Raw genomic sequence first — 13,303 nt, 5'->3', positions numbered from 1 at the left:
CTAGTCTACTCGCGTGGCCTGGACGGAACAGCCCGAGAGCGCGTCCGGGCCCAGCAGCCACCATTCGCGTCGATTGGCCGCGCCGACCCGGCGGGCACCGGGACCGGGCACGAAGCGCGCGCAGGCCAGTGCGTCGGTTCGCTGCACCAGCAGCAGGCGCGAGGCCGGGTCCCGGGCCAGCCAGGCCTGGCCCCGGCGCAACTGTTCCGCAGGCGGCCGGCGGAAACCGAACTCGGCCACAGGGCCGACGGCCTGCAGCAGGTTTTGTTCCCGCCAGTGCACCAGGCCGATGGAGGTGCCGGGCCCGGCCAGCACCCGCGCCTGCTGCATGAGGCCGCGCGCGGAACTTTCGTCGTCGAGCACCGGGTGCACCACCAGGCCGTAGCCCGACCACAGCAGCACCAGCAGCAGCGCGCAGGCCTTGTTGGCGCCGCGCACGCGCCAGGCCAGGGCCGCGACCAGGCCGGCAATGCCCACCCCGGCCAGCATGAGCCAGAGCCAGCGCGCCTCCGGGCCCAGGCCGCGCTCGGCGACCAGGCGGGTTTCGAACCCGGGCTCGCCCAGCAGCGCCACCAGGCCGCCGGCCGCCAGCACCGTCGCCAGGGCGAGCACGAAACCCAGCACGAGCCGCCGGAACCCGGGGCGCCCGGCGATATCGTCCAGGTAGGGCGCCGCGGCCAGCGCCAGCGCCGGCAGCGCCGGCAGCAGGTACATGTCGCGCTTGCCGGCGCTGGCGCTGAAGAACAGCAGCACCAGCCCGAACCAGGCCAGCGGCAGCCACACGCGTGCGTCACGCTCGCGCCAGGCGGCGGCCCAGGGTTTAAGCAGCCACGGCAGCGCCAGTGAAAACGGCAGCCAGAAAAGCAGCACGACCTGGCTGAAGTACCAGAATGGTTCGGTGTGGTGCCAGGGCTCGGCGTAGCGCTGCGCGGTCTGTTTGAACAGGAGGTTGCGCAGGTACTCGGCGTGCTCGGGGTTGTCGCTGCTCAGTCCGATGGCCAGCACCGGGCCCAGCCAGAGCGCGATGGCGGCGAAAAAGGCCAGGCCACCGCCGGCCCAGCGCCAGGCATTGCCCTGGCCCAGCGGCGCCAGGCCCTGCCAGTGCCGCCGCGCGAACAGCGCGAACGGCAGCAGCGCGAGCAGCGGCAGGAAGCCCACGCCCTTGGTCACCACGCCCAAGCCGGCGGCGAAGCAGCCCATCAGCCACCAGCGCCAGTGCGGCCCCAGCAGCAGGTGCCGGCACAAACCATAAAACGACAGCGTGGTCATCAAGACCAGGGTCGGATCGATTTGCGCGCGCTTGCCCTGGTAGAGGAACTGGAAGGTGACAGCGACCGCGATCGCCGCCCACAGCCCGGCACGCGGGGACCACAGCCGCCTTCCCAGGTCCCAGGTCAACGCCAGCGTGCCCATCGCCGACAGCAGCGACGGCAGCAGGAAACTCCAGCGCCAGCTGCCCACCAGACCGAAGGCCGCCGACAGCAGCCAGAAATAGACCGGTGGTTTGTCCGGATACAGCTCCTGGCCGCGATGCGGGAACAGGTAGTCGCCGGACTCCACCATCTGCTTGGCCACCAGGACGAAGCGCGGTTCGTCGGCCGGCCAGGGATCGCGCAGGCCATAACCGGCGGCGAGCACGAACAGGGCCAGCGCGAAGAAGACGAGGGTGTTGCGACGATCGGCGGCTGTCATCGCGAGCACTATATAAATCCGCGACGCGCCTGTGGGAGGGACTTCAGTCCCGAAAGGCTTTCGGGACTGAAGTCCCTCCCACAAGGCGTACGCCTAGACGGCGGTCTTCTCGAGGCGGGCGTAGAAGAAACCGTCCATGCCGTCCTCACCGGGCAGGCGCTGGCGACCGGCGCCGCTGGCGTGGCCGAAGCGGTCGGTGAGGGTCGCGGCACGGGCATCGGCGTGGCGGTCGAGGAAAGCCTCGACCTGCCGCTCGTTTTCTTCGCGCAGCACCGAGCAGGTGGCGTACACGAGGCGGCCGCCCGGTCGCAGCAGCGGCCACAGGGCGTCGAGCAGCTCGCGCTGGGTGGTCGCCAGGGCGGCGATGTCGGTTTCCCGGCGGTGCCACTTGATGTCGGGCTGGCGGCGGATGATGCCCGTCGCCGAGCAGGGGGCGTCGAGCAGGATGGCGTCGAAGGGCCGGCCGTCCCACCAGTCGCCGGGCCGGGCGGCGTCGGCCACGCGCACCTGCACGTTGGGCGCCTCCAGTCGCAGCCGCTGCAGCAGGGCACGGACCTTTTCCAGCCGGCGGCCATCGACGTCCAGGGCCACCAGCTCGCCTTCGCCCAGGTGTTCGGCCAGCTGCGCGGCCTTGCCACCCGGCGCGGCGCAGGCGTCGAGCAGGCGCTCGCCCGGGCGCGGCGCCAGCGCCAGCACGGCCAGTTGGGCGGCGCCGTCCTGCACGCTCATGGCGCCATGGTCCCAGCCGGGCAGGCGGTCCACCGGGACGGGGGTCTCCAGGCGCACTGCGCCAGGCACGGCCTCCGGGCAGTCGGCGGGCATGCCGGCTTCGTGCAGTTCGGCGGCCAGGGCGCTGGCACTGCCCTGGCGCGGGTTGGCGCGCAGCCACAGCGGCGCCGCCTGGTTGTTCGCGGCCAGGATCGCGTCGGCCTGGTCGGGCCAGTCCGTGCGCAAGCGCTGCACCAGCCAGTCCGGATGGCTGCAGCGCACGGCGGGGTCGTCGCTTTCGGGCAGGGGCTCGCGGCTGGCCCGGCGCAGCAGGGCATTCACCAGGCCGACCAGGCCGGTCCGGCCCAGGTCGCGCGCGGCTTCGGCGCTGGCGCTGACCGCGGCATGCGGCGCCAGGCCCAGCCCCTTCACCTGGGCCAGGCCCACCAGCAGCAGCCAGTGAACGGCCTGGTCGCGCTGCGACAGCGGGTGCGCCAGCCACTGCGACAGGGCGAATTCGTAACGCCGGCGATGGCGCAGGGCATCAAAACAGATGGCCTCGAGCAGGGCGCGGTCGCGCGGATCGGGCAGTTCGGGCAGGGCCCGGCCCATCACGGCCTTCAGGGACCGGCCCTCGCCCAGCACCGTGCCCAGCACGCGGGCGGCGGTGGCGCGAAGAGCCGAGCCGGGGGCGCTCACGGGGTCGCCAGGGCCGGACGGGCGTTGAGGTAGTCGGCCACCGGAAGGGCACGGCCGCCGTCGCGCTGCACCACGCGCAGGCGCAGCAGGCCGTCGCCACAGGCCACGTCCAGGCCGTCGCGGCTGGCCGAAACCACCGTGCCCGGGGCCATGCCCGAGCCCCCCGCAAGGGCCTGGGCGGCGTGGATGCGCAGCCGTTCGCCGGCCAGTTGCGCTTCGGCGACCGGCCAGGGATTGAAGGCGCGGACCTTGTTGGCGAGCTCGTTGGCCGGCCGGGACCAGTCCAGGCGGGCCTCGGCCTTGTCGAGCTTGCGGGCGTAGGTGACGCCCTCGGCCGGCTGCGGCTGCGGGACCGGGCGCATGCCGGCCCGCAGCAGTTTCAGGCCGTCCGACAGCACTTCGGCGCCGAGCGCGGACAGGCGGTCGTGAAGCTCTCCGCCCGTATCGGTGTCGGAAATCGGCGTGGCCAGCGACAGCAGCACCGGCCCCGTATCCAGGCCCTTCTCCATCTGCATCAGGCAGACGCCGGTTTCGCGGTCGCCGGCTTCGATGGCGCGCTGGATCGGTGCGGCGCCGCGCCAGCGCGGCAGCAGCGAGGCATGCACGTTCCAGCAGCCCTGGGCCGGGATGTCGAGCACCGCCTGCGGCAGGATCAGGCCATAGGCCACCACCACCATCAGGTCGGGCTTGAGCGCACGCAGCTGCTCGCGCGCGTCTTCGGACTTGAAGTTTTCCGGCTGGAAGACCGGCAGCTGGCTCGCCAGCGCCTCCACCTTCACCGGCGACGGCGCGAGCTGGCGACCGCGGCCGGCCGGGCGATCGGGCTGGGTCCAGACCCCGACGACTTCACCGCGGGCCGCGGCGGCGCGCAAACAGGGCACGGCGAATGCCGGCGTGCCCGCGAAGATGATTCGTAGGGACATCTCAGGCGGCGTCGGTGCCGCGCTGCTGCTTGGCCAGCTTCTTGCGCACCTGCTCGCGCTTGAGCGGGGACAGGTAGTCCACGAAGACCTTGCCGGCCAGGTGGTCCATTTCGTGCTGGATGCACACGGCCAGCAGGCCGTCGGCCTCGATCTCGAAGGCCTTGCCGTCCCGGTCCAGGGCCTTGACCCGCACCGAATTGGCGCGTTTGACGTCGGCATAGATGCCCGGCACCGACAGGCAGCCTTCCTGGTAGACCTGGTGGCCTTCGGCGCTGAGGATCTCGGGATTTATGAACACCATTGGCCGGCTCTGGTCCTCGCTTACGTCAAGAACGAGGAGGCGCTGGTGCACGTCGACCTGGGTCGCCGCCAGACCGATGCCCGGGGCGGCGTACATGGTCTCGAACATGTCGTCCACCAGAGCGCGCAGGGTGTCGTCGACGCTTTCGACCGGTTTTGCGACCGTTCGCAGGCGGGGATCGGGGAATTCCAGGATGGGGAGCTTGGCCATGGACGGAAAGATGGGGAACAAGGGCCCGGACCTCAAGGGGCCGGCAACACAGTATAACCCCGGCGGGCTTGCAATCCGGGGCCGGGTTTGGGCTATAGTCGCCCAACCTGTCCGGGGAAAATCAGGTGGATAGCCGCCATGTTTAAACGGCTTCTTGCAGTTAGTGCTGCCATGTTGCTCACCTTCGCGGCTGCCGCTCTCGCGGCCGACCTTCGCGAGGACCACCCAACCACCTACGTGGTGAAGAGGGGTGACACCCTCTGGGACATCGCGGGGCGCTTCCTCGAGAAGCCCTGGCTCTGGCCGGAGATCTGGCAGGCCAACCCGCAGGTGCAGAACCCGCATCTCATTTTCCCGGGCCAGGTGCTGAGCCTGGTCTATATCGACGGTGAGCCGCGCGTCCGCGCCGAAGGCCCGCAGGTCGGTGAGGCGGTGGACACCATCCCACTGTCGGAAATCGAGGCGCTGCTCAAGCACTTCACCGTGGTCGAGGACCCCAAGGCCCTGCCTTACGTCGTCGGCACCGAAGACGACCGCCTCTACAGCGTCGCCGGCCAGCTGGTCTACGTGCGCGGCCTGCAGGGCGCGGCGCCGGGCATGGTGGTCGACTTCGCCCGTCCGGTGAACGTGTTCGGCGGCGGCAATCGCCGCAACCACCCGGGCGCCACCCCGCTCGACTTCCGCGGCGACCGCAACCATTCGCACTGGACCGTGCCGGCGGGTTACGGCGAGGCCACGGGCGAGAAGCTGGGCTACGAACTGGCCATCCACGCCACCGGCGAAGTGACGCGGGTCCAGGGCGAAGTGACCACGGTGGTGCTGCGCGACGAAGGCCGCGAGATCCGCGTCGGCGATCGCGTGCTGCCCTCCGAGGCCCAGCCCTACGACCTGCAGTTCATGCCGCGCGCGCCCGACGTGGTGCCGGCCAATGCCCGCATCATGGCGGTGGCCGACGGCCTGCAGGCCGGTCCGAACCTGGTGGTCGCGATCTCGGTGGGTGCCCGTGACGGCATCCGCAACGGCCACGTGATGTCGATCTGGAACGAAGGCAGCGTGGTGCCCGACAAGGTTGCGCATCGCAGCGGCGCCGCGGCCAAGGCCGACAGCGTGCAGCTGCCCGACGAGTTCGTCGGCAACCTGATGGTGTTCCGCACCTTCGACAAGGTGGCCTACGCCCTGGTGATGAACGGCATCCGCCCGGTGCACCACGGCGACGTGCTCAAGCACCCGGACGCCACCGAATAAGCGGACCCGTCCGCAGTGGTTTTGCCTACATCGCGGCGCCTCCGGGCGCCGCGATGCTGTCCGGGCCATGGAAAATCCCGAAGCCCTGCTGGTCCTGGCCCGCGCCAGGCTGCCCGACGCCCTTCTGAGACACCTGCTGGCCAGCCACGACGGGCCCGCGGCGGCCCTGGCCGCGGCCCGCCACGGCGCCGGCCTGGGCTTGCCGCCGGCCTGCCGCCAGGCCCTCGCTTCACCCTGCCCTCGCCTGCTCGCGGGTGACCTGGCCTGGCTGGAGAAGCCCGGGCGGCAGCTGCTCGCCTGGGGCTCCCCCGATTACCCGGCCCTGCTCAGGCGAACGCCCTGGCCGCCCCCCGTGCTGTTCCTGCACGGTGACCCCAGCCTGCTCTGGCACCCGCAGGTGGCCCTGGTGGGCAGTCGTCGCCCCAGTCCCGGGGGCCGCCAGCGCGCCCACGACTTCGCCGCCGCCCTGGCTGGCGCCGGCTGGGCCGTCACCAGCGGCCTGGCCGAGGGCATCGACGCCGCTGCCCATGCCGGCGCGCTGGCCGTGCACGGCCGCACCCTGGCCGTCGTCGGTACCGGGCTGGACCAGGCCTACCCGCCCAAAAACGCCGCCCTGATGGCCCGCATCGCCGACCAGGGCCTGGTGCTGGGCGAACACCCGCCCGGCACGCCGGCCATCGCCGCCCACTTCCCCACCCGCAACCGCATCGTCGCCGGCCTGTCCCTGGGCACGGTGGTGCTGGAGGCCGCGTTGCGTTCGGGGGCGCTCATCAGCGCCCGCCTGGCCGGCGAGGCCGGCCGCGAGGTGTTCGCGATGCCGGGCTCGGTGGACAACCCGGTGGCACGTGGCTGCCACCGCCTGATCCGCGACGGCGCGACTCTGGTCGAGACGCCCGCCCAGGTGGTCGAATCCCTCGAACCCCTGGCCCGAAGCCTGGCCGCCGACCTGCGCGGCGCGCTCGAAACCGGGCTCGCGGACGCGGCCGGCGCGTGCCCGCCAGGGCCCTGCGGGCACTCAGCCGGCGGACAGCCAGCCGTGTCCGTCAACCACAAGCGCTTGTGGTCCGCCCTCGGTCACGACCCCACCCCTTTGGATGAACTGGCCCGGCGGACAGGATTGACGGTGGCCGAACTGTCCTCCATGCTGCTGGTCATGGAGTTGGACGGGCAGGTGGTTGCCGACAATGGCCGCTTTGCCCGGCGCCCCTGACCTTCCCATCGCGCCGATTGGCGCAGGCTGAGGGTAATGAAAGAGACCATACTGGACGTCCTGCTGTACCTGTTCGAGCACTACTTCTATGACGACCCCGACGCCGTCCGGGATCGCGACTCGCTCCAGAACGGCCTGATCCAGGCCGGTTTCAGCCCCTCCGAGATCAACAAGGCCTTCGACTGGCTCGACGAACTGGCGCGCCAGCGCCCGGCCGTGGCCACGCCGCGCCTGCAGGTGCCGGTGCGGGTGTACTCGGAGCCCGAGCTCGACCGCCTCGACGCCGACTGCCGTGGCTTCCTGATGTTCCTCGAACAAAGCGGCGTGCTCGACTCCGACCAGCGCGAACTGGTGCTGGACCGGGTCATGGCCCTGGACCAGGACGAAGTGGACGTCGACGACATCAAGTGGGTGGTGCTGATGGTGCTGTTCAACCAGCCCGGTTCCGAGGCCGCCTACGCCTGGATGGAAAGCCAGATGTTCGAGGACGAGCCCGAACCCGTTCACTGACACCGCGTTCGCGATTACCCTGTGAAGACGCCCGGCACGGCCGGGCGTTTTCTTTCGCACAGGGCGCAGCGCGCCGGGGAGTCAGGGGACGATGAGCGCTTGGTATTTCGTGGACGCCGGCCATGAGCGGCAAGGCCCCGTGTCCGCCGACGCGTTGGCGCTGGCTTTCCGCCAGGGCCGGGTCAATCGCGACTCCCTGGTCTGGCGCGAGGGCCTGCCCCAGTGGGCACCGCTGGAACAGCACCTGGCCGAACTGCCGGTGCCGCCGCCGGCCGAACCCGCCCTGGCCGCCGCAGCAGCGCCCGGCCTGGCCACGCCCGGTGCCGGCCCGGCAGCGACCGCGCAGCCCGGCACCGACCTGGACGCCGTCGTGGACGCCGGTTTCATCCGGCGGCTGGGCGCCTACCTGATCGACTCGATGCTGCTGGGCAGCATCTTCTACGTGGTGTTCCTGATTGGCATGGTGGCCCTGGCCATCGTCGCCACCAACAACCTCGAGAACGAGGAAACTTTCCTGGTCGGCATGGTCGTGGTCTACCTGATCTACCCGGTCATGAGCCTGGCCTACTACGCCGGCATGGAAAGCTCGAAGCTGCAGGCCACCGTCGGCAAGCTGGCCCTGGGCATCAAGGTCGTCGACCGCCAGGGCCGCCGACTGGGCTTTGGTCGCGCCGCCGGCCGCTGGGCCGGCAGCATCGTGTCCTACCTGATCCTGTACATCGGCTTCTTCATGGCCGGCTGGACCCGCCGCAAGCAGGCCCTGCACGACCTGATGGCCGGCACCTTCGTGGTCGACAAGTGGGCCTATTCGGACCAGCCCGGCCGGCAGGTGCGCGAGCTCAACGGCTGCCTGGTGGCCGTGGTCGCCGGCGTGGTGCTGCTGGGCGTACTGGCGGTGGTGGGCATCCTGGCCGCCGTTTCGGTCCCGGCCTACCAGGACTACGTGGTGCGGGCGAAGGTGGCCACCGCCTATGGCGAGGGCGCCTCGGCGGCGCTGCAGGCATCCGAGTTCCGCGCCAATACCGACCGCTGCCCGCGCGATGCCGAAGAACTGGGCCTGGCCGCACCCTCCAGCCCGGACATCCACGAAATCCTGATCATCGAAAGCCCCGACGGCGCCTGCGAAGTGGCCGTGACCCTGCGCGATACCGATGCGCTCAAGGGGGCGGCCGGGGGCGTTTTGTACCTGAACAGGGACCCGGAAAGGGCCTCGCCATGCAGCGCCGAGGGTATCCCGCAGGCCCTGCTGCCCAGCGCCTGCAAGTGAACCGGCCGCCACCCCCGACCCGGGCCCTTGCTTGACAGGCCCGGCCGGAGTGGTGCCTTAATGAAAAAAGAGAACCCCCCGGCCCGCGTCCCCCGCGGGCCGAGCCATCTGGGCGGCCCGAAGCCGGATCCGCCCTGGAGCATCAACCGGCATGGCCAAGAACCTACTCATCGTCGAATCGCCCGCCAAGGCCAAGACGATCAACAAGTACCTGGGCAAGGACTTCCACGTCCTGGCCTCGTACGGCCATGTCCGCGACCTGGTGCCCAAGGAAGGCGCGGTGGACCCGGACAACGGGTTCGCGATGCGCTATGACCTGATCGAGAAGAACCTCAAGCACGTCGAGGCCATCGCCAAGGCCGCCAAGGTCGCCGAAGCCATCTACCTGGCCACTGACCCGGATCGCGAGGGCGAGGCGATCAGCTGGCACATCTCGGAGATCCTCAAGGAGCGCGGCCTGCTCAAGGACCGCGCCCTGCACCGGGTGGTGTTCACCGAAATCACCCCGCGCGCCATCAAGGCCGCGGTCGAGAATCCGCGCCAGGTCGCCGGCGACCTGGTGGACGCCCAGCAGGCCCGGCGTGCGCTGGACTACCTGGTGGGCTTCAACCTCTCGCCGGTGCTGTGGCGCAAGGTGCAGCGCGGGCTGTCGGCCGGACGCGTGCAGTCGCCGGCGCTGCGCATGATCGTCGAGCGCGAGGAAGAGATCGAAGCCTTCGTGCCGCGCGAGTACTGGAGCGTCGAGGCCGAGATGAACCACCCGCAGCAGGGCTTCACGGCCCGGCTGGTGAAGCTCGACGGCAAGAAGTTCGAGCAGTTCACGCTGACCAACACCGAAGACGCCCAGGCCGCCCGCGAGCGCCTGGTCAAGGCCGCCGGCGACGCCCTGCGCGTGACCGACGTGGTCAGCAAGGAGCGCAAGCGCCGCCCGGCGCCGCCCTTCATCACCTCGACCCTGCAGCAGGAGGCCGCGCGCAAGCTCGGTTTCACCACCTCGCGCACCATGCGCGTGGCGCAGAAACTCTACGAAGGCATGGCGATCGGCGAGGAAGGCACCGTCGGCCTGATCAGCTACATGCGTACCGACTCGGTCAGCCTGTCGGTGGACGCGGTGTCGGAGATCCGCGACGTCATCGCCCGCGATTTCGGCACCCAGGCGGTGCCGGACAAGCCGGTCGAGTACAAGTCCAAATCCAAGAACGCCCAGGAAGCGCACGAGGCCATCCGCCCCACGTCCGCCCTGCGCACGCCGGCTTCGGTGGCCAAGTACCTCGACGACGACGGCCGCCGCCTTTACGAACTGATCTGGAAGCGCACCGTCGCCTGCCAGATGGTGCCCGCCACCCTCAATACCGTGTCGGTCGAACTGGCCGCGGGCAGCGACCATGGTTTCCGCGCCAGCGGCACCACCGTCGTCGACCCGGGCTTCCTGGCCGTCTATGAAGAAGGCAAGGACCAGAAAACCGCGGACGAGGACGACGAGGGCCGCAAGCTGCCGCCGATGAAGACCGGCCAGGCCGTGCCCCTGGGCAGCATCCACACCGACCAGCATTTCACCGAACCGCCGCCGCGGTTCTCGGAAGCCTCGCTGGTGAAGGCGCTGGAAGAACACGGCATCGGCCGTCCGTCCACCTACGCCAGCATCATCCAGGTGCTGCAGGGCCGCGAGTACGTGTACCTGGACAACCGCCGCTTCCGTCCCAGCGACGTTGGCCGCGCGGTGGCGAATTTCCTCACCAGCCACTTCACGCAATACGTGGACTACGACTTCACCGCCAAGCTCGAGGACGAACTCGATTCGGTGGCCGCGGGCGAAACCGCCTGGATCCCGCTGATGGAGCGGTTCTGGAAGCCGTTCAAGACCACGGTGGACGAAAAAAGCGAGACGGTGGACCGCACCGAAGCCACCGGCGCGCGCCAGCTAGGCACCGATCCCAAATCGGGCAAGCCGGTGTCGGTGCGCCTGGGTCGCTACGGGCCCTATGCCCAGATCGGCCACATGGACGATGAGGAAAAGCCCAAGTTCGCGTCGCTGCGGCCCGGCACCTCCATGCACACCATCACGCTGGAGGAGGCGCTGCCGCTGTTCGACCTGCCGCGCACCCTGGGCGAGATGGACGGCAAGCCGGTGACGGTGGCGATCGGCCGCTTCGGTCCCTTCGCCAAGCGCGGCGATACCTATGCCTCGCTGGGCAAGGAAGACGACCCGTACAAGATCGGCTTCGAGCGGGCGGTCGAACTGATCCGCGCCAAGGAAGAAATGATCGCCAACCGCACGATCAAGACCTTCGAAGGCACCGACATCCAGGTCCTGAACGGCCGCTACGGCCCGTACATCACCGACGGCGAGAAGAACGGCAAGATCCCCAAGGACCGCGATCCGGCCAGCCTGACCCAGGCCGAGTGCGAGGCCCTGCTGGCCGAGGGCAAGCCGGTCCGCAAGGGCGGCCGTTTCGGCAAGAAGAAGGTCGCGGCCAAGAAGGCGCCGGCCAAGAAGGCGCCGGCCAAGAAGGCCGCCGTGAAGAAGGCGAGCGAAATGGCCGAAGCTCCGGCCAAAAAGGCCACCAAGAAGGCCGTGAAGAAGACCGCCAAGAAGGCCACGAAGAAGGCCCCGGCCAAGAAGACGGCCAAGAAGGCCGTGAAGAAGGCCGCTGCCGGGAAAGCGTCGGAGTAGGCTGAGCGCCCGGCGCTTGGCCGAGCACCTCCGCGGCCAAAGTCGTAGACTGCGGTCCAGCCCGCCAACGACGGAATCCAACGATGACAACTAGACTTCTGACTGCGCTCCTGCTGGCCATGGGGCTCACGGCCAGCGGCGTCCATGGCCAGACCGTGGCCAGCGTTGCCGGCGAACCCGCCTGGTCGAGCAAGGCGGAGACGGCCACGCAGTGGCGCGCTGGCTCACCTGCCGTCGCGGAAGCCGCCGAGCAGGCTTACCAGCCGATGGCGCCGGAACGTATCGCCCAGATGCTGGCACGAAACAGGAAGGGCGCCGGCACGCCCCTGCAGATCGGCATCAACCGTGAACTGGATGAAGCGACTTCGCATGTCCATAACCCCAATTGGGTGCAGGTCGATGGCGGCCGGGTGGCCCGCCTGAGGGTGACGTCCTCTGATGCGCTGGCGATGCGCGCCGCGCTGCGCGTGCACGGCCCAATGGCTGGACTCGAATTCCGATATTCGGGTAGCGATGCACCTTCAAAGGTCGAGGGCGTGCTAACCGGAGCCCAGGCAGCCGCCATCGTCGATGCCGATGGCACCTTCTGGGGCCCGGTCACCGACGGGCAGACCCAGTTCATCGAAATCTACGCCCCGGAGGGCCTGGACCAAACAAAAATCCAGGTGGAAGTTCCTGTGGTCTCGCACCTGATCACTAGCCTTGCCAGCGGCCTGAGCATCTCCGAGAAGATCGGTGAGTCCGGCTCCTGCAATGTCGATACGGCCTGCCGTGTCGGCACGCTTGGCCAGAACTTTGTCGACGCCAAGAATGCCGTGGCGCAGATGATCTTCTCGAAAAACGGCGGCACGGCGACCTGCACCGGCACCCTGCTCAACGACACCGATCCCAACACCCAGATTCCATACTTCTTCACTGCACACCACTGCATCAGCACTCAGTCAGTGGCGAATACGCTGACCACCGTCTGGAACTACGAGGCAACCTCATGCAATAGCGGCGTCTCTGCGGCCACCACGCAGCGCGCCGGCGGCGCGACCCTGCTGTTTGCAGACAATGCAGGCCCCATCAATGCGCCGCCCTATGAGGGCACGGATGCCGCGCTGTTCCGGCTCAACCAGGCCCCTCCCGGCTTTGCTTTCTTCGCGGGGTGGGACGCCAACGTGCTGGTGGACAACGCCGACGTGCTGGCTATCCACCATCCGAGCTGGGACGCCAAGAAGTCGTCGCTGGGTAAGCAGATCGACCGGGACGACATGGTGAACTACACCGGCTGGCTGAGCGGCACGACCGAAGGCGGCAGCAGCGGCTCGGGCTTGTTCACGCAGGGAAACGGCGGCTATTTCCTGCGGGGCGGCCTCTTCGGCGGCGGCGCAGGCTGCGAAAACTCTGGCGACCTCAACAATCCTGGCAACTTCGACATCTACTCGCGCCTGGACGTTGCGTACCCCCAGCTCCAGCAGTACCTCGCACCGGTCCAGCAGAGCTTCGGCCCCAGCCAAGGTCGCGACTACACCGGCGCCTGGTACGTGCCCAGCGAAGCCGGCTGGGGCCTGACGGTCTACCAGTACGCCGCGCCGACCTACAACCAGTTCGTGATGTTCTTCATCTACGACAACACCGGCAAGGCCCAGTGGTTCGAGCTCGATGCCACCTGGACCGCCACCGACGTGCGTTCGGGCACGGTGTATGCGTCCAATGCCGCGCCGTGGAGCACCACGTTCAACCCGAACAACCGCTCGTTCACCGCGGCCGGTACCGCCACGATCACCTACACCTCGGCCACCACGGCCAACGTGCAGTTCACGATCAACGGCGTCACCCGCAGCGCGGCGATCCAGAAGCTCTGATCGGCAATAACAAG

General features: G+C 69.3%; 10 protein-coding genes. 6 read left to right on the top strand and 4 right to left on the bottom strand.

Annotated elements, in window-relative coordinates; all coding sequences use genetic code 11:
* From N788_RS02910 to def, 4 genes are all read right to left on the bottom strand, one after another.
* On the bottom strand, window positions 1–1,692 hold the full coding sequence (locus N788_RS02910; protein ID WP_034220777.1) for an ArnT family glycosyltransferase: 1,692 nt from the start codon (window positions 1,690–1,692) through the stop codon (window positions 1–3).
* A gap of 93 nt (window positions 1,693–1,785) precedes the next feature.
* Window positions 1,786–3,099, bottom strand: a complete 1,314-nt coding sequence (gene rsmB, locus N788_RS02905; protein WP_034220770.1) for a 16S rRNA (cytosine(967)-C(5))-methyltransferase RsmB — start codon at window positions 3,097–3,099, stop codon at window positions 1,786–1,788.
* Window positions 3,096–4,022, bottom strand: coding sequence for a methionyl-tRNA formyltransferase (gene fmt, locus N788_RS02900; protein WP_034220768.1), 927 nt, complete (start codon window positions 4,020–4,022; stop codon window positions 3,096–3,098). The genes rsmB and fmt overlap by 4 nt, the downstream gene beginning before the upstream one ends.
* Window position 4,023: 1 nt before the next feature.
* On the bottom strand, window positions 4,024–4,533 hold the full coding sequence (def, locus tag N788_RS02895; protein ID WP_034220860.1) for a peptide deformylase: 510 nt from the start codon (window positions 4,531–4,533) through the stop codon (window positions 4,024–4,026).
* Window positions 4,534–4,704: 171 nt separating this feature from the next.
* Here def and N788_RS02890 point away from each other — a divergent pair, with 171 nt between their 5' ends.
* From N788_RS02890 to N788_RS13725, 6 genes are all read left to right on the top strand, one after another.
* Window positions 4,705–5,778, top strand: coding sequence for a LysM peptidoglycan-binding domain-containing protein (locus N788_RS02890; protein WP_051924293.1), 1,074 nt, complete (start codon window positions 4,705–4,707; stop codon window positions 5,776–5,778).
* 67 nt (window positions 5,779–5,845) lie between these two features.
* A complete protein-coding gene (dprA, locus tag N788_RS02885; RefSeq protein ID WP_034220764.1) occupies window positions 5,846–6,988 on the top strand; it encodes a DNA-processing protein DprA in 1,143 nt (380 codons plus the stop codon).
* A 36-nt stretch (window positions 6,989–7,024) separates the two neighbouring features.
* Window positions 7,025–7,498, top strand: coding sequence for a DUF494 family protein (locus N788_RS02880; protein WP_034220762.1), 474 nt, complete (start codon window positions 7,025–7,027; stop codon window positions 7,496–7,498).
* A gap of 91 nt (window positions 7,499–7,589) precedes the next feature.
* A complete protein-coding gene (locus N788_RS02875) occupies window positions 7,590–8,765 on the top strand; it encodes an RDD family protein (RefSeq protein WP_051924292.1) in 1,176 nt (391 codons plus the stop codon).
* A gap of 151 nt (window positions 8,766–8,916) precedes the next feature.
* The gene (locus N788_RS02870) at window positions 8,917–11,439 is read left to right on the top strand and encodes a DNA topoisomerase I (protein ID WP_034220760.1); all 2,523 of its coding nucleotides are present in this window, start codon (window positions 8,917–8,919) and stop codon (window positions 11,437–11,439) included.
* Window positions 11,440–11,522: 83 nt separating this feature from the next.
* On the top strand, window positions 11,523–13,289 hold the full coding sequence (locus tag N788_RS13725) for a trypsin-like serine peptidase (RefSeq protein ID WP_152560346.1): 1,767 nt from the start codon (window positions 11,523–11,525) through the stop codon (window positions 13,287–13,289).
* Window positions 13,290–13,303 lie beyond the last annotated feature (14 nt).

It is taken from the genome of Arenimonas donghaensis DSM 18148 = HO3-R19 (assembly GCF_000743535.1).
In the GTDB taxonomy this organism is placed as follows: Bacteria; Pseudomonadota; Gammaproteobacteria; order Xanthomonadales; family Xanthomonadaceae; genus Arenimonas; species Arenimonas donghaensis.
The sequence above is the reverse complement of the archived record's forward strand: the minus strand, read 5'-3'. Positions and strand labels throughout refer to the sequence as shown.

What these genes read in the sequence shown, in the direction of transcription:
- N788_RS13725 (WP_152560346.1), top strand. Translation starts at nt 11,523, where the DNA reads ATGACAACTAGACTTCTGACTGCGCTCCTGCTGGCCATGGGGCTCACG.
- N788_RS02910 (WP_034220777.1), bottom strand. Translation starts at nt 1,692, where the DNA reads ATGACAGCCGCCGATCGTCGCAACACCCTCGTCTTCTTCGCGCTGGCC.
- fmt (WP_034220768.1), bottom strand. Translation starts at nt 4,022, where the DNA reads ATGTCCCTACGAATCATCTTCGCGGGCACGCCGGCATTCGCCGTGCCC.
- N788_RS02870 (WP_034220760.1), top strand. Translation starts at nt 8,917, where the DNA reads ATGGCCAAGAACCTACTCATCGTCGAATCGCCCGCCAAGGCCAAGACG.
- N788_RS02875 (WP_051924292.1), top strand. Translation starts at nt 7,590, where the DNA reads ATGAGCGCTTGGTATTTCGTGGACGCCGGCCATGAGCGGCAAGGCCCC.
- N788_RS02880 (WP_034220762.1), top strand. Translation starts at nt 7,025, where the DNA reads ATGAAAGAGACCATACTGGACGTCCTGCTGTACCTGTTCGAGCACTAC.
- N788_RS02890 (WP_051924293.1), top strand. Translation starts at nt 4,705, where the DNA reads ATGTTGCTCACCTTCGCGGCTGCCGCTCTCGCGGCCGACCTTCGCGAG.
- def (WP_034220860.1), bottom strand. Translation starts at nt 4,533, where the DNA reads ATGGCCAAGCTCCCCATCCTGGAATTCCCCGATCCCCGCCTGCGAACG.
- dprA (WP_034220764.1), top strand. Translation starts at nt 5,846, where the DNA reads ATGGAAAATCCCGAAGCCCTGCTGGTCCTGGCCCGCGCCAGGCTGCCC.